Raw genomic sequence first — 20,043 nt, forward strand, 5'->3', positions numbered from 1 at the left:
CCGCGCCCAAAGGCTCAGAAAAAGACGCCGTCCAGATCGTCGCTGTCTGTCGCTGCTTCGGCAGGCGTTGTGATCTGTTGTCCGGCATTCGGGTAGAGTGCGGCGTGTACGGCGCGCTCATCATCCATGCTATAAGTGTCCCAGATCTCCGCAAGCACCGTTTCGTCGGGCGCCTGTGCAGGCGGCATGTCCTCAAGCGACGCGGCCATGTCACCCAGTTGATCGGATACCTCCAACACCTCCTGCATCGATTGAATGGCATCCTGGACCAGTTCCAACAGCCGTGCGGTGACGTCTGCCGCCTGGGTGCGCAGCTGGTCCAGCTGGTCCAGCCGGTGTTGCCCCAGTTCGATCTCGCTTTCATAGGCGGTGATGGCCTGATCCAGCGCGGTGCCGGTGCTGATCAGATCATCGACGCCGAACTTCGAGTTTTCCGCCAGGGTTTGCAGCTCTTTTTGGCTGCCCTGTACCGCCGCAAGACATTTGGCAGCGGTTGCGCGCACTTCAAAGGAAAGAGTTGCCATCGCATGACGGGCCTCTTCCGATCTTGAGGCCAGCAGCGAAGAGTTCATGGCGGAATAGGCCACCGATTTGGTGCTGCTTTCCAGGCGGTTAAAGCTCTGGTTGGCGGCTTCAATGGTCCCGGGCAGGGTATCGGCATCCTTGGCCGTGGAATTCAGGGCATCGCGGATTTCAGCGAATTGCCGCACGATGAAACGGGCGGTTTCCCGGCGTGTATCGAGACTGTCTTCGATGGAGCGGGCAATGGCGCCGGCCGAGTAGATTTCAGCCCCCTTGCGCCAGATCTCCGAGAGCGCCTGCATCGCCGTCGACACCTCCTCGGCGACCCCGGTAACATCGCCTGCGATGCTGCGGGCATGAGCTGCGGCCAGCGCCTCGACGTTCTGGCCGTCGCGGTTCAATATCTGCGCCAGGTGATCCAGGCGCTGCGCCAGACGGTCGGAAAACTGCACAGCGGTCACAAAAACCTTCATCTGCTGATTGCTGCGCTGCACCAGCGCATCTGCCGCCTCGGCAATGGCGGTTGCAGCCTGGCGTTCATCCGTATGCAAACGGCTGATCTCTTCGGCCCGCGCGCTGACGATCTGCATCAGGCGGCTGACCAGGGCCAGCCCATCCCGACAACTGGCCAGGCTTGTGCCCTCGCGGTCTTCGAGTTCAGCCAGGGTCGATAGGACAGATTCCGAGGCATCGCGAATGACAAGCGCGATTCGCGCCAGGTCATCCACATATTCGACAAAGGCAGATGTGCCGTAGGAGGCCGCGGTCGTCTTTGTCAGGGTCGCCACAACCGAAAGCGTCTGACCATGGCGATTGATGTCCGAAAGCTGCCGTTCAACCTCGGCATTGCAGGCATGCGTTTCGCTGGCCGCATGAGCGGTGCAAAAAACGTCCAGGGCGCGATGCATGGCTTGAATGCTGGTGCACAGGGCTTGCAAGGGATCCTTGCCACTGTCCTGCTCGCCTGCCGCCAATTCTGCAAAGCGGCCGAGGTCGGCCAGGGCTGTGGTCTGCAGATCCCGAACCGCTGACAGGCATTCAATCAACCGCGAGAACGCTTTGTTGCCATCGTGAGACAGTCGAATCGCAACGGTCGAGCATTCCGTGAATACATCCATAGAGAGCGATTTTGTTTTACGATCTTTTTGCGGAAGTTGCATGATTTTACTTTATTTTTGCGATGTGAGGATCTTTATATCTCAGCCTGACATTCTTTTGTGAATTTGAGGTAAAGCCGCCTTCTGAATTAGGTGATTATAAAAAATCCCATTAATTGAAATTTCACACTGATACTGCACTTTGGTGGTGAAAACAATCTGAGGGTAAGTTCTTGAGATGAGTGTTCCCGCGGAATTCAATCTGGCACATGATCTTGATGCGCATTCTGCAAAGGCGGAGCAAACGCTGCTGTTGGAGGCGATCGGAGCCTGTCGGGATCAAGAATTACTTATTGAAATCAAAGGGGAAAGCGCCAGTCAGGTGTCCCTTCAAATTCTGTTTGCCGGAATTGAAGAGATGCGCAAGCGCAGTCTGTCATATGTGTTGGGGCCAATCGCGTCGCAATTCGCGACACGGTCGAATGTAAAGAGGAATGAGGGTGAGGAATGACAAAAACCATTCTGACAATTGATGATAGTAAGGCCGTTCGTGATATGGTGGCATTTACTCTGGAGCCTCAGGGTTTCAGGGTTGTTTCCGCGGAAAATGGCGCCGATGGGCTGCAAAAGCTGAGATCGGAGCGGCCAGCATTGGTTATTACCGATCTAAACATGCCGGTCATGAATGGGATCGATTTCATCTCTAACGCGCGGCGTGACGCCGCCGGAACCGGCGTTCCGATCGTGATGCTGACCACCGAATCCTCGCCCGAAATGAAGGCCAAGGGAAAGGCCGCCGGTGCAACCGGATGGATCAACAAGCCGTTCGATACCGACAAGCTGATCGCGGTCACGAGAAAGCTGCTGGGATAAGGCGATGATCGAACAGGCGACCGAAGCATTTGTTCTTGAGGCGCGGGAATTGCTGGCCGAGCTTGAGGACTCGTTTCTGGAACTGGAAGACGATGTCACCTCGGCCAGGATCGACGAGATCTTCCGGGCGCTGCATACGGTCAAGGGATCGGGCAGCATGTTCGGCTATACGGCCCTGTCCCGCTTTACCCATCACTTCGAAAACGCCTATGACCTGGTGCGCGACGGGGCGTTGCAGGTGGAACGGGATCTGATCGATCTGTCGCTTGCGGCGCGGGATCTCATGGTGTCGTTCCTGGATCTGGGCGGCGACGGACCAGAGGCGGAGGCACTGCTTGTCTCGCCAGAGGTCTCTGCCATTGTGGAGCGGCTGTCAAACCTGACCGGGACGTCCGAGGAGAGTATCGAGGCCCCGGGTAAGGTCGAGGCAGATGCGGGCGAAACTGCGGCACCAGCGCCGACAGGGGTGCAGACCTTCCTGATCCGCTTCACGCCGGCACAGGATGCGCTGCGCAATGGCATGCGGCCCGATCTGTTGATGCGGGAGCTTGCCGATCTCGGCAAGATCCAGGTGTCGCTGGACGTTTCGGCGGTGCCGCGCTTGACCGAACTCGATCCGACAGAGGCAGTGCTGGGCTGGATCGTGGAGCTGGAAACCGCCGAAGGGCGCGAGGCGGTGGAAGATGTGTTCATCTTTGCCGATGACGCGGATCTTTCGATCACCGAAATGACGCCCGAAATCTCAGTTGAGGAAACCCCGGCGCCAGAAACCCCGGCGACAGACAGTGCCGAGCCCGCGGTGGCGCAGGTACCGGCTGCTGCGGCCCCGGCGCCCTCGCAGGCCGCAGCCCAACCCAAATCCGAACCGAAGGCAAAGCTGCCGACAGCTGCCAAATCCGAGAGCATCCGCGTCACCTCCTCCCGGCTGGACGACATGATGGATGCGCTGGGGGAATTGGTGATTGCGCAGGCACGTCTGGAGGCGGTGTCGGAGGAGATTTCCGATCCGACTCTGGAAACCGTGGTGGAAGATGTGCAGCGCCTGGTGATGGGGTTGCGCGACGCCACCCTTTCCATCCGCATGCTGCCGATCGAATCCGTTTTCGGCAAGTTTCGCCGCGTGGTGCGGGATCTGTCAGCCGATCTTGGCAAGGATATTCGCCTGATCACCGAAGGTGGTGAAACCGAAATCGACAAGAACGTCATCGACCGCATCAGCGAACCCTTGGTGCATATGATCCGAAACTCTGTCGATCATGGGCTTGAGACCGCTGAAGACCGCCAGGCTCAGGGGAAGACCCCGCAGGGCTCTCTCTGGCTTTCGGCCTGTCAGGAGGGCGGCGAGATCCTCGTTTCGATCGAGGACAATGGCAAAGGTCTGGATGCAGAGGCGATTCGGGCCCGCGCCATCGAGCGGGAGTTGATCGATCCCGAGGCCGAACTCAGCGAACAGGACCTGCACCATTTGATTTTTGAACCCGGTTTCTCCACGGCCAAGGTGGTGTCCTCGGTGTCGGGGCGCGGTGTGGGCATGGATGCGGTGAAAACCACCATCGATGCGCTGGGAGGCAGTATCCATGTGCTGTCCCGCGCAGGCCAGGGCACCCGCATCACCCTGCGGCTTCCCGTGACCATGGCGATCATCGATGGGCTGCGGGTGCGACTGGGAGAGTCGGTCTACGTGATCCCGCTCTCGGCGGTCGAGGAATGCGTCGAGATGGATGAAGCCGAAAGCAAACGCGACAGCGGCCGCTCCCTGCTGCAGATCCGCGATGAAATGGTGCCCTATCTGGAGCTGGACGCGCTGTTCGGTCAGACCGCCAAACCGGATGCCGGGCGCCGCGTGGTGGTGGTCCGGGTCGATGGCATGCGGGCGGGCCTGGTGGTGGACGATATCCTGGGACAAAGCCAGACCGTCATCAAGGGGCTGAGCGCCTATCACAAGGACATCCCCGGTCTGGGCGGCGCGACCATCCTGGGCGATGGCCGCGTGGCCCTGATCATCGATGTGGCCACCCTGATCAGATGGGCCGAGACCCGCCGTGATCAGGGCCCCAGAAAGGCGGCATGAGCGATGCAGACAGATGACATGACACAAGAGACCTCTAACACCGGAATGCTGCTGATCTTCCGCCTGGACGGAGAGGCCTTTGCAATCTCCGTCACTTGGGTGCATGAAATCCTCGATCCGCAGCGCGCCACGCCGGTGCCCAACGCAGGCCCCTTTGCGCCCGGGTTGATAAATGTCCGTGGCGCGGTGGTCCCGGTGATCGATATCCGCCACAGGCTGGGGCTTGCCCCGGGCGCGTCCGAGGACGATGGGCGGATGATCGTCTTCGAACATCCGATCGAATGCACACCGCAAAAACTGGCGTTCTGCGCCGACAGCGTGGAGCAGGTCATCGAATACGACCGCTCCTCCATGGAGCAGGTTCCGCAGCTTGGGGCCGCCTGGCCTCAGGCCTATCTGCGTGGCGCCATCCGCCACAACGGCGAACTTGTGATCCTACTTGAAACCGAAACGACTTTTGCGCCGGCCGCCGACCGTTCCGTGGCCGCCTGAACTCTGGAGACAATGGCATGAAGTTGACTATCAAAAAGAAATTGATCGGTGCTTTTGCCACCGTTCTGATCCTTATGAGTGGCCTGGCCTGGATTTCGATCACCCGTCTTGCAGGGTCGCATTCGGATCTTGAACATCTGGTCAGCGTGACCTCGAAAAGCGCGCTGATCGCGGCAGAGATGGAAGCGGAATTCCTGGAAATCGAGGCGCTGCAGGCGGAAATGCTGCTGGCACGGGACGCAGAAGAGCTGGACGCCTATGAGCATCACCTCAAGGAGGTTGTCGAGACCCTGCATGGCCATCGTGTGACCTTGGGAGAGATCGCGGATCAACAGGTGCAGGGGCAGCTTCAGGAGTTTGATGCGGAACTGGCGCGCTACCTCGCTCTGGAAAAGGAAATCTCGGCCCTTCTGCATGCCAACAGCAATGGGCGCGCGCTGGAGGTTTCGCAGGGCGAAGGTCATGATGCATATGTGCATTTTCAGGACAGTCAGGCCCGCTTTGCCGGTGGGGTAAGCGACCTGACGGGGGGCAGCACGTCTATTGCGCGGATGGCAGGCATCGTGGCTGCGGCCAAGATCGCCGAGAAGAACGCCCTGCTCGAAGCGGACCCCAAGAAACGCCAGGCTTACATTGAACTGGCCGAGACAAAGATGGCGGAAGCAGGATCGATCCTTGAAACCCTGCAGCGCAGCTATCGGCAGGCGGACAATGGCGCCCTCTCCGATTTGGCAAAGGCGTTGGCAGATGTCGAACGCACAAGTGGCCAAGCCCTTGCCTTGGTGCGTGAGGATACCAACGCAGAGGCTGCAGAGCTGTTTGCGGGTCCGACCGCAGAGGTCATTGGCGCCGCCAAGGCCATCCTGGGTGAGATCGTCGAACATAATATCGGTGCCATGCAGGAAGAAACAAATGTGTCGGCCGCGCATTACACCACGGCTCGCACCACGCTGCTGACGGGGGCCGCAGTTGCCATCGTGGTGGGACTTGCCGCCGCGATACTCTTGTCCGTGTCCATAGGGCGTGGGCTGGCCCGGGCGACCGCACTGGTGCGCAAGGTGGCAGCGGGGGATCGCCGGATCGATACCTCCAACACGTCGAAGGATGAGATCGGCGACCTGATGAACGAGATGAAGGCGATGAACGATGCGCTCTGCGGCATGGCCACGGTGGCGGAACGGATTGCCGATGGCGACCTGACGGTGAATGTCACCCGCCGTTCTGACTACGATGGTCTTGGCATTGCGCTGGAAAAGATGATCGAGAAACTGCGCGAAGTCATGGAAGGGGCGACAATCAGCTCTGCGGCTGTTGCCGATGGCAGCATCGCCATGAGCGCGACCTCCGAACAGCTTAGCCAGGGGTCGACCGAACAGGCCGCCGCGGCCGAGGAAGCCAGCGCCGCGATGGAGCAGATGACCGGCAATATCCGTCAGACCGCGGACAACGCGGCCCAGACCGAAAAGATCGCCGTTCAATCCTCCAAGGAGGCTGCCGAAAGCGGTGAAGCCGTGGCCGAAGCGGTGGTTGCAATGAAAACCATTGCCGAGAAGATCAACATCATCCAGGAAATCGCCCGCCAGACGGATCTGCTGGCCCTGAACGCTGCGGTCGAGGCTGCCCGTGCCGGCAGCCATGGCAAGGGCTTTGCGGTGGTGGCCTCCGAGGTGCGCAAGCTGGCCGAACGCAGCCAGCAGGCCGCCGCCGAGATTGGCGACCTGTCCGGGCGTACGGTTGAAGTCAGCGAACGCGCCGGAGACATGCTGCAGGCGCTTCTGCCCAGCATCCAGCGGACCTCGGATCTGGTGCAGGAAATCTCGGCCGCGACCCGCGAACAGAATGTGGGCGCCGATCAGATCAACCTGGCCATTCGCGAATTGGACACGGTCATCCAGCAGAATGCGGCGTCGGCGACCGAAGCGGCGTCGGTCTCTCAGTCGCTGGCGACGCAATCGGACCAGCTGCGCGGCCTGATCTCCTATTTCGATCTGGGTACGGCCTCAGCAGGGGCTTCGGCGCAACGCAGGCCAGCCCCCGAAAAGGCGGCACAGCCCAGCCCCGCAGCCAAACCGGCCCCGGTGCGGGTGGCGCCCAAGGCCGAAGAGGGCGGCTTTGCACTGGACCTTGGCCCGGAGGAACTCTCGGATGCGGAATTCGAGCGTCATCAGGCGGCCTCCTGAGCCATGACAGGGGGTCAGCTGATGAGAGCCGAGACACTCAGGGGCGACCAGCCGTCCGGCGGTGGCTCCTGGGAGATGGAAGCGTCAGAAGAGGCGACACAGGCCACCTATCTGATGTTCCGGCTTGGCGCGCGGATCTTTGCGGTGGATGTGCGCTCCGTGCGCGAGGTTCTGGTGGTTTGCGAAATCCTGCCGCTGCCAAAGGCGCCGCCGGATGTTGTGGGCGTCATTGACCTCAGAAACCAGGGCATCGCCATCGTGGATCTGGCAGCGCGGCTGGGAATGATGCCCGAGATCAGCCATGATGCCAGGATCATCGTCTTCGAAGTGGACGATGGCGGCAGCGCCTTGTCGATTGGCGTGGTTGCCGATCAGGTGCTGCGCGTCCGCGAGGTGCCGGATGAAGACATCGAACCGGTGGCAAAGACCGGTGCGGATTGGCAGGGCGACGGGGTTGACGGTGTCATTCGCACCCAGGACGGGATCGCGTTGATCCTGCAGATCGAACAGTTCCTGGTCACGACCGACAAGGTTGGCGACTTTGATTTTGGGTAATCATCGGGCGCTTTGTTCCGGGCCTGCCGGGCCGGATGCAAACGCTGATCTTGCGAGTATGGGACCTTGGACATGAACCTGGCTGCACCCCCCATTCACAGCCCTATGGTCGAGCCGAGCGCCGACCAGTGCCGCATCCTGGTGGATCGGGCCTTTGCGGCTTCGGGGGTCAAGATCAATCCGGGCAAGACCGAGTTCATCCATCTGCGCGTGTCCCGGCGCCTGAATGCCCTGGGGCTGGACGGCTATGACGCCTATATGGATCTTCTCGATGCCGACACTGCGGGCAGCGAACTGCGCTGCCTTGTGGAGGCGCTGACCACCCATACCACCAGCTTTTTCCGCGAGCGTCACCAATATGACTGGCTGGTCCGCGAGGGCCTGGAGCGGATCGGTGAACGCGGCGCGGGGTTTGAGCGTCCGCTGACGGTCTGGAGCGCGGCCTGTTCGACCGGCGCCGAGCTGTGGTCGGCGGCCATGGTGCTGGAGGATGCGGCCCGCAGCCCCGGTGGCCTCAGGAAATACCAGTTGATCGGGACCGATATCTCCCGCCCGGTGTTGAAGAAAGCCAAGGGCGCGACCTATTCCGCGATCGAGATCGAGGGCGTCGCCCCGGCACAGCGCCAGCGATACCTGATGCGGTCCCGGACCGCGACGGATCTGGAGCGGCGGCCCTACTACCGGATCGTTCCGGAGTTGCGTGAGCGGGCGACGTTCGAATGGGCCAATCTCAGCAACCTGGTCGGCGTTCGCGATTTTGGAGCGGATATTGCCTTTCTTCGCAACGTGCTGATCTACTTTCCCGAAGATGTGCAGGAGCGTGTCCTGTCCGCCGTGGTGGGGCGCTTGCGGCCCGGGGGGATCTTGTTCACCGGCCATGCCGAGGCGGTCTCTCCCCGCGCGGGCCTGCGCTCCATCGGGCCTTCAATCTACGAAAAGGTGTGAGCATGGGACTTGAACGTCGGCGTGGCCCGTGGAAGGTTCTTGTGGTCGATGACAGCGCCGTGGTGCGCCAGGCCATGCAGACAATCCTGGATGCAGACCCCGATCTGGAGGTCATCGGCGTGGCCTCGGATCCTCTGGTTGCGGCAGAGCGCATCAGGCGGCAGGTGCCGGATGTGATCACCCTGGACGTCGAGATGCCGCGTATGGATGGCATCACCTTCCTGCGGCGCCTGATGGCTCAGAAACCGATCCCGGTCGTGATCTGCTCGACCCTGGTGACCGACCGGTCGGAGACGCTGGCCCAAGCCTTGGATGCAGGGGCCGTTGATATCGTCCTGAAGCCGGAACTGGGGATCCGCGAGTTCTTCGAGGAGGCCTGCACCACCCTATGCGATACGGTCAAGGCCGCCGCCCAGGCGCGGTTGCAGATCGTGCGCAGGCCGAAGACCCAGAAGAAACTGAGCGCAGATGCCATGCTGGCGCCTCCGGTCAAGGCGATGGCCCGCACCACCGAAAAGGTCATCGCGATTGGCGCCTCCACCGGCGGCACAGAGGCGTTGCGGGTGGTACTGGAAAGCCTGCCGATCGATTGCCCGCCGACGCTGGTGGTGCAGCACATGCCCGAGACCTTTACCGCGGCCTTTGCCCGCCGGTTGGACAGTGTCTGCGATGTGACCGTCCGCGAAGCGCGCAGTGGCGATCGCATGCTGCGGGGCCATGTGTTGATCGCGCCGGGAAATCACCACACGCTGCTGACGCGCAGCGGAGCTACTTACGGGGTCGAGGTCAAGGATGGCCCCCTGGTGTCGCGCCACAGGCCGTCGGTTGACGTGATGTTCCGTTCGGTTGCGCAATATGCCGGCAAGAACGCGGTTGGTGTCATCATGACGGGCATGGGCGATGATGGGGCCAAGGGCCTGCTGGAAATGCGCGAGGCAGGCGCCCGCACATTGGGACAAAGCGAAGAAAGCTGCGTGGTCTATGGCATGCCCAAGGAGGCGATGAAGGCCGGAGGGGTGGAGGAAGAGGTGCATCTGGATCGTATTGCTGCCGCCATCCGGCGGCTCTCTGCGGCCTGATCGGCCCGGGCAGGGTACCGCAGTCCGCTGTCAGTTCACCTCATGTCCGTGTCGCATGCCCCGGGGACATTCGCGCGCGCCCCGCTGAAAAGGGGAGGACGCGCTGTTCTTACGTGAGGGCGGCGGTTCCGGCGATACGCCCAAGGACCACCGCGGCCAGCAGGCCGTTGCCGGACAGGTAGCCGCTGTCGGCGCGGCCCGACACGCCGCAGGCGGCGCCACCGCCAGCAAAAAGATTTGCAATCGGAACACCTTCGGCGGTGAGGGCGCGTGCTGTTTCGTCCACACGCAGGCCGCCCTGCGTATGAAACAAGGCCCCGGTCACCCGCACGCCGCAATAGGGTGGAGCAAGGCCAGTTGCGCCGAATGTGCGGCCAAAATCATCGGTGCTGCCCGTTGGGATAGTGGCGATGGTTTCATTGAGCGCATCGGCGGGTAACCCCAGGATGCGGGCCAGTGCGTCCAACGTGTCGGCACTCTTGACCGCACCTTGGGCTTCGGCGCGCTTGAAATCTTCGAATTGCCGGGCAATGCCCGCGATACGGGCGTCAAAGATGGTGAAGGCTTCGCCGCCCGGCTGCGACAGCACGGCGCGGGCCGCCTCGGAATAGCCCTGTGCCTCGTTCCAGAACCGTTTGCCGTCGCGGTTCACCTGCACGCCGCCTTCGGTGATCGTGGCCCAGGTGATCAGGATCCCATGAGGATGAGCAACATTGCCGTGGCCCTGATAGGCGCCAAGATGCTCCGTCGCGGCCCCAATCTGATCGGCCCAAAGCACGGCCTCGCCCCGGTTGCCGTCATGTCCGAACCACAGCCCGCTTTCGATCTCTGGCATATGCTGGGCGACCAATGCGCGGTTGCCGCCATAGCCGTTGCAGGCCAGGATCAGGCGCCGGCAGCCGATGGTTTCCACCCCGCCATCGGGGCGGCGCGCGGCGATGCCATGCACCAGGCCGCCCGCAAAGAACAGCGTCTCGGCGCGGCGTTCGCAGATGATGTCGATCCCGGCCTCCTCGGCAGCGCTGCGCAGCGCGTCGATCAGTTCGGTGCCCGCGCGCGTCGGCAGCCCATGCATGCGACGGGCCGAGTGGCCGGGATAGTCGAAATCATCGACAACCGAAAACGGCAGGCCATGTTTCTGCACCAGCCAGTCGATCACCGGGGCGGCATTTTCTGCCAGAAGAGTCACCAGCGCCGGGTCGTTCTCACTGTGGGCCTTGGCCTGGATGTCGGCGGCGAACCGGGTCGGGCTGTCTTCGATACCCGCCTCCTGTTGCAGCCTTGTGCCCGCCGCCGGGATCAACCCCGCCGACAGGGCGGTGGAGCCGGAGGGGATGGCATCGGCCTCGATCACCAGAACTTCTTGTCCGGCTTCTTGCGCGGACAGCGCGGCAACCAGCCCGCAGGCACCGGCGCCGATGATGAGCGTTTCAACCTCAAGGTCAAAACGCGCGGGCGGGGTGTCAACTGTCGGTGCCGTCATAGCGCGCACCCTTTTTCAGCATCTCATCCGTCCCGATCACGCCGTTGAGACCGCCAAAATCGAACATCCGGTCGGCAAAGGGCTTGTTGGAGCCGTGCCGCGCCAGGCTCTGGTAATAGTCCTGCGCGGTGCGGGCCAGCGCGCGGACAATGCCGCCGGGAAAGATGACGATGGAAAAACCTAAGCTTTCAAGGTCGTCCGCGCCGGTGATCGGGGTGGCGCCGCCTTCGACCATATTGGCCAGAAGCGGCATGCGTGTTGCGAAACGCTGTGCAATGGTTTCAAGCTGATCGCGGTTCTGCGGCGCCTCGATGAAGAGCACATCCGCGCCTGCCTCGAGATAGGCCTCGGCGCGGTCTTCGGCGGCGGCAAATCCCTCGACGGCAATCGCATCGGTGCGGGCGATGATCAGCGTCTCGTCGCTGGTGCGGGCGTCGGCCATGGCGGCGATCTTGCCCACCATTTCAGAAGGAGGGATCAGCGACTTGTCCGCCAGGTGGCCGCAGCGCTTGGGGTAGGTCTGATCCTCCATCTGCAACGCCGAGGCGCCCGCGCGTTCATAAAGCCGCATGGTGCGCTGGGCGTTGAGCGCATTGCCAAAGCCGGTATCGGCGTCGATGATCACCGGCAGCGGGGTGCGGTCGGCAATCAGCGTCATGGTATCGGCCATCTCGGAGGCGGTGGTGAGGCCAATGTCAGGTCGTCCCAGTCGCGTATAGGCGACCGCGGCGCCACTGAGATACAGCGCCTCAAAACCTGCGGCTTCGGCCAGAGAGGCGGTCAACCCGTCATAGACCCCAGGTGCGACGACGATGTCCTTGTTCTGAAGGCGTGTGCGCAGGCTCATGACGCACCCTCGATCAGGGCCAGCGCCTCAGCGCAGCTCATCTGGTGGGTCACCGTGCCCAGCGACAGGAGCGTGGCGTCATGCACCTCCTGCCGGAAGGCGGCGCAGCCATCCGTCAACATCACGGTGTCTATGTTGCGCAGATGCGCATCGCGTAAGGTCGAGGCCACGCCGCCATTGGTCACGATGCCGCCGACGATCAGGTGGTCGATGTCCAGTGCGCGCATCAGGTATTCCAGCCGCGTCTGGTAGAAGGCCGAATAGGCGACCTTCTCGATCACGAAATCCGCAGGCTGCAGCCTGTCCACAAGGCTGTGCCCAAAGCTGCCCGGCGCGAAGTCGCCCTTGCCGAGAAAGGGCCGCAACTCCTTGAGGTGCGGCGCGATCAGCGGCTCGCCATCCTTGTCCGGCACCAGGGTGAACTGTGCCGAGAAATAGCGCCCGCCCCTGGCCTGCAGGGCCCGTGCCAAGGGTGCGATGCGATCGGGCAGGGCGGCGATGCTGTCCGCCGTCTGGCCCGCGCGGCCATAGGCGCCTTCGGGGTGGATGAAATCGTTCTGCAGATCAATCGTCAGAAGCGCCGTGCGCGCCATGTCCCATGCGGCTGGATTGCTCATGATGCCTCCTCCGAGGGTTCGATGATGGTGTTGCCGAACCGGTCCACGCGCCCCTGCAAGTCGGGCTCGACCAGAACAGTGGTGTCGGGTTGCGTCAGAATTGCAGGGCCTTTGATCACAGTTCCCACCGGCAGGGCAAGCCGGTCATAGATCGCGGTGTCATACCAGGCGTCGGCAAAATGCACCTGTCTCTGGCCGATCGGCTTGGCCGAGCCTGCCCCGGAGGGCGCCAGAGCGTGCAGGTCGAATTTCGGGCGTTTGCCGGTGATGGCGCTGCGCAGGTTCAGGATGCGCCGCACACCGTTCTGCAACAACCGGCCAAAGGTGGCGCGATAGGCGGTGTCAAAGGCCTCTTCGATCTCGGCGCGCGTCGGAGGGGTCACCTTGCCGCCTGCCGTTTTCACGGTCAGGGGCACCGATACGGTATGGGTTTGCCCGATATAGGCCATGTCCAGCTCGAAACTCAGCTCACGCGCTTCAAAAGTGGTGCGGGCGGCATCCAACAGCGCCATGCCCTGGTCCGCGTGATCCTGCATGAAGGCTCCCAGCGCCGCTGCGTCCAGCGTGTCGACCAGCGAGTTGATGGTTTGCACGAAATCCTGGCGCATATCGGCGATCACACAGCCCATGGCGGATGTAACCCCGGGATAGCGCGGCACGATGGCCCGGGAAATGCCTACCTCGGCCAGCATCGCGCCCGCATGAAGCGCGCCGCCGCCGCCAAAGGGCATGAAGGCAAAGCGCTTGGGATCAAAGCCGCGTTCGATGCTGACCAGGCGGATTGCCCCCGCCATGCGGCTGTTGGCAACCTTCAGGATGGCCTCGGCGGCTTCGACGGTGCTGAGACCCAGCGGCGCGCCCACATGCGTGTCGATTGCCCGGCTCGCGGCCTCGACGTCCAGACGGTCCAGCTTGCCGCCAATGGGGTTGTCCGGGTCGATCCGGCCCAGCACCACATTGGCATCCGTCACGGTGGGCCGCGTGTTGCCAAGGCCGTAAGCCACGGGGCCGGGATTGCTGCCCGCGCTTTCGGGGCCGATGTTGAGCAATCCGCCCTTGTCGACCCAGGCGATGGAGCCGCCGCCTGCGCCAATCGTGGTGATCTCGATCATCGGGTTGCGCACCACCATGCCGAAATCGATCGCGGTCTGCGGCGACAGCATGGATTGCCCTTCGGCGATCAGCGACACATCAAAGCTGGTTCCGCCCATATCCCCGGTGATGATATTCTCGAACCCTGCCGACTGGGCGATATAGCCCGCGGCGATGACCCCTGCGGCGGGACCGGAGAGCGCCGTGCGCACCGGCAGGCGGCAGGCGGTATCGACTGCCATGACGCCGCCATTGGATTGCACGATCATGAATTCGCCATCAAAGCCCCCCGCCTTGAGCGCGTTTTCCAGCCGCCCCAGGTAGCCCGAGACCTCGGGTTGCAGATAGGCATTGAGCGCGGTGGTGGAGAAACGTTCGAACTCGCGGATTTCCGGCAGGATCTCGGAGGAGGCCGAGACATGTTCATTGTGCCAGACCTCGCGCAGCGCGGCGACGGCGGCATCTTCGTTGGCGGTATTGGCATAGGCATTGGCAAAGAGGATCGCCACGGCTTCGCAGCCCTGTTCCTGCAGCGTTTTGGCCGCCTTGCGCACGGCATCCAGGTCCACAGGGGTGCGGATGGTGCCATCGGCCAGGGTCCGCTCGGGCACTTCCAGCCGGTTGCGGCGGTCCACCACCGGTTCGAAATCCCCGCGCAAGCCCCATGTGCGCGGTCTGTCGCGGCGGCGCATTTCCAGGACATCGCGCAGACCTTCGGTGCAGATCACTCCGGTTTTTGCGCCCTTGCGTTCAAGCAGCGCATTGGTGCCCGCCGTGGTGCCATGCACCACCACGGCAATCTCCGAGAGATCCTGAACCTCGCGCCCGATCCCATCCAGAAAGCCGCCCGATTGATCGGGGCGCGTCGTGGGGACCTTGGCGACGCTTGCGGTGCCTTCTGCCTCGTTCAGGACGAAAACATCCGTAAAGGTGCCGCCAACATCGACACCAATCATTCGGCTGCTCATGCTGCGCCCTCCCGCCAATTCGTGCCATAGATGGCATCTGCCTGTTCTTCGCTGACCAACCCGCGTGCAACGTCGCGGGCCACGGCCTTGGGGTCGCGCTCGGACGTTGCGCCATAGCCGCCGCCGCCCGGTGTTTCGAGGCGCACGGCCTGGCCAGCCTTCAGGGTGATGCCGCGCATTTTTGAGGCCAGCGGCGGGCTGTGCCAGCCGTCATCCTGTTCATACTGAAAGGCATTCATCGCCGCATCGCCGCCGCCTGCGATACCCTTGGGGGCAAATCGCCCGCGTTCGCCAAACAGAAACGCCTCTGCGCCGTTTTCTTCCAGCACTTCGATCTCATAGACCGCGCCCATGCCACCGCGATGGGCGCCTGCACCGGCGCTGTCGGGGCGCAGCGCCCATTTGCGGAACATCACCGGATAGGCGGCCTCCAGAATTTCGAGCGGCGGGATCGTCGCGGTCGAAATGGGCGCATTGCCGTGGTTGAGCCCGTCCGTCTCGATCGAGCCGCCATGTCCGCCGCCATAGAAGGAGAACATCACCCATGGCTGTCCGTTCTTGCGCTTGCCCGCGATGGAGAGCGCGTTGATCGTGCCATAGGCATTGGCGACCACACGGTCCGGCGCTGCCTGGGCAAAGGCGGAAAACACCACGTCGATCATGCGCAGGATGGTTTCTGTATAGCCCCCCGTGGGCGCGGGAAACTGCGCCGCCAGCAGGCTGCCTTCGGGCACGATCACATCGATGGGCCGCATTACGCCGGCATTGGCGGGCAGGGCGGGAAAGACATGTTTGATCGCCACATAGGCGGTTGCCACGGTGGTTGGCAGGGCGATGTTCACAGGCCCCGCGCATTGCGGCGAAGACCCGGTGAAATCCAACGTCATTTCATCGCCCTTGATCTCGAGCGCGATGCGGATCTTCAGCGGCTCATCGGTGATCCCGTCATTGTCGAGATAATCCTCTGCCTCCCAGCGGCCATCGGGCAGATCGGTCAGTTCCGACCGCATCAGCGCCTCGGCACGGTGGCCCAGTGCTTCCAGCGCGGCGGTGATCGTCTTGGCGCCATATTCGTCCAGCAATTCGTCCATCCGCTTGACGCCCAGATCCAGCGCGCCGAGCTGGCCGTTCAGATCCCCCATGGCCGATTGCGGCAGGCGGGTGTTGCGCAGCAGGATATCGATGATGTCCTGGTTGATCTTTCCGCCGCGGGCGAGTTTCACCGGCGGCAGGTTGAAGGCTTCCTGGAACACATCTGTTGCGGCCGGGTTGTAGTTGCCCGGCACAGCACCGCCCACGTCATGCCAATGCCCGACCGAGGCGAGATAGCAGAACAGCTTCCCATCGCGGAAATAGGGCCGCACCAGGCGCATGTCCGACAGGTGGGTGCCGCCGATATGGGCGTCGTTGAAGATATAGATGTCGCCATCCTGCAGGTCGCCATCCCTGGCGGCCTTTTCGATCACGGCTTTCACCGCAAAGGACATGACGCCCACGAAGATGGGCAGGCCCGATTTCCCCTGCACCAGCGTATCGCCCGATGTCGCGTGATAAAGACCATGGCTGGCATCATGCGCCTCGGCGATGATCGGGTTGAAGGCGGCGCGAAACAGGGTCGCGTCCATCTCGTCGGCGATCTGCTCCATGCGGCCCGCCAGAACCGAAAGGGTGATGGGATCAATCTCGCTCATGTGCTTGCCTTTACTTCGGCCATGTCGTTCCAGACCTCTTGTTTCGTGATCTTGCCGCCTGTGACCTCGAAGCGGTCGATAAAGCGAATGCCGTCAAAGGCGCCGCCATCGTGGTATTCGCCCTGCAGCGTGCCGCGGCAATAGACGAGTGCGGCCTCTTTTGTGCCCATCATCGCGTCAAAGCCTTCATAGGTCTTGGTGACGAATTTGTAGCGCGGTTTCGACCATTCGATCAGCTCTTCGAGACTGTGCATGGGGCGGGTTCCGGGGAAGGTCATGCTAAAGCCATCGCCCAGCAGGCCGTGCGCGGTTTCCAGATCGCGGGCTTCCATCGCGGCGAGGTAGTCTTTGACGATCTGCGCGGGATCCGGGCGCGCCGGTGCCGGGCTGCGCTGCCTGCGGCCCCGGTAATAACTGTCTGTCGGCATATCGTGGATCATCACCGTCACGAGATCGGGCGCGGCCGGCACGACGAATCGCACCGCATCCGTCAAAGCCTCGCCAAGGCGTTGTTTTTCCTGACTGTTATAGCCCTCTAAAACATGCAGTTCGACAATCGGCATGGCAGCATTCCTCGGTTAATCGGTATTATCTGTAATACATATATTGTATCTTTCCAGAGAAAAATTTTGGATATTGATGTTACTAATCCTTGCTTTTGGATCGAACGCATTTACGCTCGGCCCTGGATATTTGGGGGAATCACAGGTGCAGGCCGAAGCTGTTCAAATACTGCCAGAAGGGGTCAAGGCGCGGCGCGTTTACCTGTCGCTGCGCGATCAGATCACCGCCGGCGACCTGCGCGAGGGCGAGAGCCTTCCGGGCGAACAGAAGCTTGCCGAAACCTTCGGGGTCAGCCGTGTCACCGTGCGCCGCGCGCTGGAGGCACTGGCCCAGGGCGGCCTGATCGAGCGGCGCGCGGGCAGCGGCACCAAGGTGCGTGCCCGTGCCGGCGGTGGTCAAGCTGCCGCGATGGATTTCAACACGCTGATGCCGCAGCTTGTGGAGATGGGGCAGCAGACCACGGCGCGCTTGTTGTCCTTCTCCTATGGCAGCGCACCCGATTTCGTCGCCGCGGCCATGGGGCTTGAGGGGGGCAGCAAGGTTCAGATCGCCACCCGTGTGCGCCTGGCCGGGGATGTGCCCTTTTCTCATCTGACAACATATGTGCCGGCCCAGATCGCGCAGAACTATTCCGAGAACGATCTTGCCACGACACCGCTGTTCAAGCTCTTGGAGCGCAGCGGCGTCCAGATCAAGGAGGCGCATCAATCGGTGAGCGCCACGCTTGCCGGTCCCGATGTGGCTGCGGCGTTGGAGGTGGCCGAGGGATCGGCGCTCTTGTCGCTGCGCCGGGTTGTGCGCGATATCGACGGCAATGGGGTTGAATATCTCTCGGGGCTTTATCGCCCGGACATGTTCCGGCTTGAAATGCCGCTGACGCGGGTCGGCCGGGGGGCGGCGCGCCATTGGGAACCTGCCATTGGTCAAAGCGAGGGCGAAGAGTGATGGGCACCCCGCAGACCATGCTGGACAAGCTATGGGCCGCGCATGAGGTGCTGCGGCGCGAGGATGGCGTGTCCCTGCTGTGGGTCGATCGGCATCTGGTGCACGAGGGCTCGCATCACGCCTTTGCCAAGATCAAGGCACGTGGCCTGCCGGTGGCCGAACCGGAGCTAACCTTTGCGGTGGTTGATCACTATGCGCCCACGCGGGGGCGGTCCCGGATCGCCGACCCGCAGATCGCCCGGATGATCGATACGCTGCGCGGCAATGCCGCCGCGCATGGGCTGCGGATCTACGATCTGGACGACCCGCATCAGGGCATCGTGCATGTTGTCGGCCCCGAAGAGGGCCTGACGCTGCCCGGTCTTCTGATCAACTGCGGTGATAGCCATACCTCCACCCACGGGGCCTTTGGTGCGCTGGCCTTTGGTATCGGAGCCACGGAAGTGGCCCATGTTCTGGCCACGCAAACGGTCTGGCAGCGCAAACCCAAATCGATGCGGATCACCGTTGAGGGCCAGCTTGGCGCCGGAGTCACGGCCAAGGATATCGCGCTGTGCTGGATCGCCCGGCTGGGCACCGATGGCGCCCATGGCCATGCGGTGGAATATGCCGGCAGCGCCATCAGGGATCTGTCGATGGAAGCGCGGATGACGCTGTGCAACCTGTCGATCGAAGGCGGCGCCCGGTTCGGCATGGTGGCGCCGGACGACACCACTTTTGCCTATCTCCAGGGACGCCGTTTTGCGCCCAAAGGCACGGATTGGCAGGCGGCCTGCGCCGATTGGGCGGCGCTTGCCAGCGACGCGGGCGTGCGGTTTGATCGCGAGGTCACGCTGGACGCCGCCGAGATTGCGCCGACCGTCACCTGGGGCACCAGTCCCGAACAGGCCCTGCCGATCACTGCCACCATCCCCGATCCCGCCGATTTGCCGCCCGAAAAGGCCGAAGCCTCCCGCGCGGCGCTGGACTACATGGGGCTGCGGGCCGGGGCGATGCTGGAAGGCACCCCGGTGGACCAGGTTTTCATCGGCTCCTGCACCAATGGCAGGATCGAGGATCTGCGCGCTGCGGCTGCCGTGCTCAAGGGGCGCAAAGCCGTGGTGCCGGGCCTCATTTCGCCAGGCTCTGCCCAGGTCAAGGCGCAGGCCGAGGCCGAGGGGCTGGACCGTATCTTTACCGAGGCGGGCCTTGAGTGGGGCGCCTCCGGCTGTTCCATGTGCGTGGGCATGAACGGAGACCTGGTTGAAGAGGGCAAACGCTGTGCCTCCTCCACCAACCGCAATTTCAAGGGCCGTCAGGGCCGCGGCGCGCGCACCCATCTGATGAGCCCGGCGATGGTGGCCGGGGCCGCCGTGACCGGCAGGCTCACCGATGTGCGCAAGCTTCTTCAAGGACGGGCGGCGTGATGGCGGGGTGGCGCAGACATAGGGGTAGGGCCGTTTCCCTGCCGGTTGCAAATATCGATACCGACCAGCTGATCCCGGCGCGCTTCATGTCGGTGCCGCGCGCCGAGGGCTATGGCTCTTACCTGCTGCATGACATGCGCCGCGACGGGGCGGGGGCGCTGCGCCCGGAGTTTCCGCTCAATGCCCATCCCGACGCCAGCGTTCTTGTGGCGGGGCGCAATTTCGGCAGCGGATCCTCGCGCGAAGCGGCGGTCTATGCGCTGGTGGATGCGGGCATCCGCGCGGTCATCGCGCCCAGCTTTGGCGATATCTTTGCCGCCAATGCGATCAACAACGGTCTTCTGCCGGCAAAGGTCGAGGATGCAGGCTTTGCCGCCCTGGAAGCGGCTCTTGCGCATGCTCCGCAAGAGATTGCCATCGATATCGAGACCCGCAGCATCACGCTGGACGGGGCGCAATTCGGCTTTGTCCTCGATGACAGCTGGGCCGCGAAACTGATCAACGGCTGGGACGATATCGATCTCACCCTGAACCACAGCGCGGCCATCACCGCCTTCAAGCAGAAACGCGGACAAACCGCGGCTTGGGCATGGCCGAAAGAGATGGAATGAAAACA

The 20,043-nt window shown here is 62.8% G+C and carries 18 protein-coding genes; 11 read left to right on the top strand and 7 right to left on the bottom strand.

The window, feature by feature from the left end; all coding sequences use genetic code 11:
- Window positions 1-14: 14 nt before the first annotated feature.
- The gene (locus PXK01_RS15925) at window positions 15-1,640 is read right to left on the bottom strand and encodes a hypothetical protein (protein WP_274860827.1); all 1,626 of its coding nucleotides are present in this window, start codon (window positions 1,638-1,640) and stop codon (window positions 15-17) included.
- Between the two features lie 217 nt (window positions 1,641-1,857).
- On the opposite strand from PXK01_RS15925, the gene PXK01_RS15930 reads away from it, so the two are divergent.
- The 8 genes from PXK01_RS15930 to PXK01_RS15965 all read left to right on the top strand — a co-directional run bounded on the left by PXK01_RS15930 (window position 1,858) and on the right by PXK01_RS15965 (window position 9,814).
- Complete coding sequence (locus tag PXK01_RS15930) at window positions 1,858-2,130, top strand: hypothetical protein (RefSeq protein ID WP_274848721.1); 273 nt, start codon at window positions 1,858-1,860, stop codon at window positions 2,128-2,130.
- Entirely contained in the window at window positions 2,127-2,492 is a 366-nt protein-coding gene (locus PXK01_RS15935) for a response regulator (protein WP_274860828.1), read from the top strand. The genes PXK01_RS15930 and PXK01_RS15935 overlap by 4 nt, the downstream gene beginning before the upstream one ends.
- Window positions 2,493-2,496: 4 nt before the next feature.
- Entirely contained in the window at window positions 2,497-4,563 is a 2,067-nt protein-coding gene (locus tag PXK01_RS15940) for a chemotaxis protein CheA (protein WP_274860829.1), read from the top strand.
- Window positions 4,564-4,566: 3 nt separating this feature from the next.
- Window positions 4,567-5,055, top strand: coding sequence for a chemotaxis protein CheW (locus PXK01_RS15945; RefSeq protein WP_274860831.1), 489 nt, complete (start codon window positions 4,567-4,569; stop codon window positions 5,053-5,055).
- A 17-nt stretch (window positions 5,056-5,072) separates the two neighbouring features.
- Window positions 5,073-7,235, top strand: a complete 2,163-nt coding sequence (locus PXK01_RS15950; protein WP_274860832.1) for a HAMP domain-containing methyl-accepting chemotaxis protein — start codon at window positions 5,073-5,075, stop codon at window positions 7,233-7,235.
- Window positions 7,236-7,256: 21 nt separating this feature from the next.
- Window positions 7,257-7,790 (top strand): chemotaxis protein CheW, encoded by a 534-nt coding sequence (locus tag PXK01_RS15955; RefSeq protein WP_274860833.1) that lies wholly within the window; start codon window positions 7,257-7,259, stop codon window positions 7,788-7,790.
- Between the two features lie 72 nt (window positions 7,791-7,862).
- A complete protein-coding gene (locus tag PXK01_RS15960) occupies window positions 7,863-8,735 on the top strand; it encodes a CheR family methyltransferase (RefSeq protein ID WP_274860834.1) in 873 nt (290 codons plus the stop codon).
- A 2-nt stretch (window positions 8,736-8,737) separates the two neighbouring features.
- Window positions 8,738-9,814, top strand: coding sequence for a protein-glutamate methylesterase/protein-glutamine glutaminase (locus PXK01_RS15965; protein ID WP_274860835.1), 1,077 nt, complete (start codon window positions 8,738-8,740; stop codon window positions 9,812-9,814).
- 109 nt (window positions 9,815-9,923) lie between these two features.
- Here the strand turns inward: PXK01_RS15965 and PXK01_RS15970 are convergent, their stop codons facing one another.
- Genes PXK01_RS15970 through PXK01_RS15995 form a run of 6 tightly spaced genes read right to left on the bottom strand, consistent with a single transcriptional unit; the run spans window position 9,924 to window position 17,075 of the window.
- Complete coding sequence (locus PXK01_RS15970; protein ID WP_274860836.1) at window positions 9,924-11,297, bottom strand: FAD-dependent oxidoreductase; 1,374 nt, start codon at window positions 11,295-11,297, stop codon at window positions 9,924-9,926.
- Window positions 11,278-12,144: an isocitrate lyase/PEP mutase family protein gene (locus PXK01_RS15975; protein WP_274860838.1), complete on the bottom strand. Its 867-nt coding sequence runs from the start codon at window positions 12,142-12,144 to the stop codon at window positions 11,278-11,280. The genes PXK01_RS15970 and PXK01_RS15975 overlap by 20 nt, the downstream gene beginning before the upstream one ends.
- The gene (locus PXK01_RS15980; protein ID WP_274860840.1) at window positions 12,141-12,761 is read right to left on the bottom strand and encodes a cysteine hydrolase family protein; all 621 of its coding nucleotides are present in this window, start codon (window positions 12,759-12,761) and stop codon (window positions 12,141-12,143) included. Before PXK01_RS15980 ends, PXK01_RS15975 begins: the two co-directional genes overlap by 4 nt.
- Complete coding sequence (locus tag PXK01_RS15985) at window positions 12,758-14,821, bottom strand: hydantoinase/oxoprolinase family protein (RefSeq protein WP_274860841.1); 2,064 nt, start codon at window positions 14,819-14,821, stop codon at window positions 12,758-12,760. The genes PXK01_RS15980 and PXK01_RS15985 overlap by 4 nt, the downstream gene beginning before the upstream one ends.
- Window positions 14,818-16,512 (bottom strand): hydantoinase B/oxoprolinase family protein, encoded by a 1,695-nt coding sequence (locus PXK01_RS15990; protein ID WP_274860843.1) that lies wholly within the window; start codon window positions 16,510-16,512, stop codon window positions 14,818-14,820. Before PXK01_RS15990 ends, PXK01_RS15985 begins: the two co-directional genes overlap by 4 nt.
- Window positions 16,509-17,075: a nuclear transport factor 2 family protein gene (locus PXK01_RS15995; protein WP_274860845.1), complete on the bottom strand. Its 567-nt coding sequence runs from the start codon at window positions 17,073-17,075 to the stop codon at window positions 16,509-16,511. Before PXK01_RS15995 ends, PXK01_RS15990 begins: the two co-directional genes overlap by 4 nt.
- 145 nt (window positions 17,076-17,220) lie before the next feature.
- Between PXK01_RS15995 and PXK01_RS16000 the strand changes: the two genes are divergently transcribed.
- Genes PXK01_RS16000 through leuD form a run of 3 tightly spaced genes read left to right on the top strand, consistent with a single transcriptional unit; the run spans window position 17,221 to window position 20,038 of the window.
- Window positions 17,221-18,021: a GntR family transcriptional regulator gene (locus PXK01_RS16000; RefSeq protein WP_274849388.1), complete on the top strand. Its 801-nt coding sequence runs from the start codon at window positions 17,221-17,223 to the stop codon at window positions 18,019-18,021.
- Window positions 18,021-19,427: a 3-isopropylmalate dehydratase large subunit gene (gene leuC, locus PXK01_RS16005; RefSeq protein WP_274860847.1), complete on the top strand. Its 1,407-nt coding sequence runs from the start codon at window positions 18,021-18,023 to the stop codon at window positions 19,425-19,427. Before PXK01_RS16000 ends, leuC begins: the two co-directional genes overlap by 1 nt.
- Window positions 19,427-20,038 (top strand): 3-isopropylmalate dehydratase small subunit, encoded by a 612-nt coding sequence (gene leuD, locus PXK01_RS16010; protein ID WP_274860849.1) that lies wholly within the window; start codon window positions 19,427-19,429, stop codon window positions 20,036-20,038. The genes leuC and leuD overlap by 1 nt, the downstream gene beginning before the upstream one ends.
- Window positions 20,039-20,043: the final 5 nt, after the last annotated feature.

It is taken from the genome of Phaeobacter sp. PT47_59, assembly GCF_028890025.1.
In the GTDB taxonomy this organism is placed as follows: Bacteria; Pseudomonadota; Alphaproteobacteria; order Rhodobacterales; family Rhodobacteraceae; genus Phycobacter.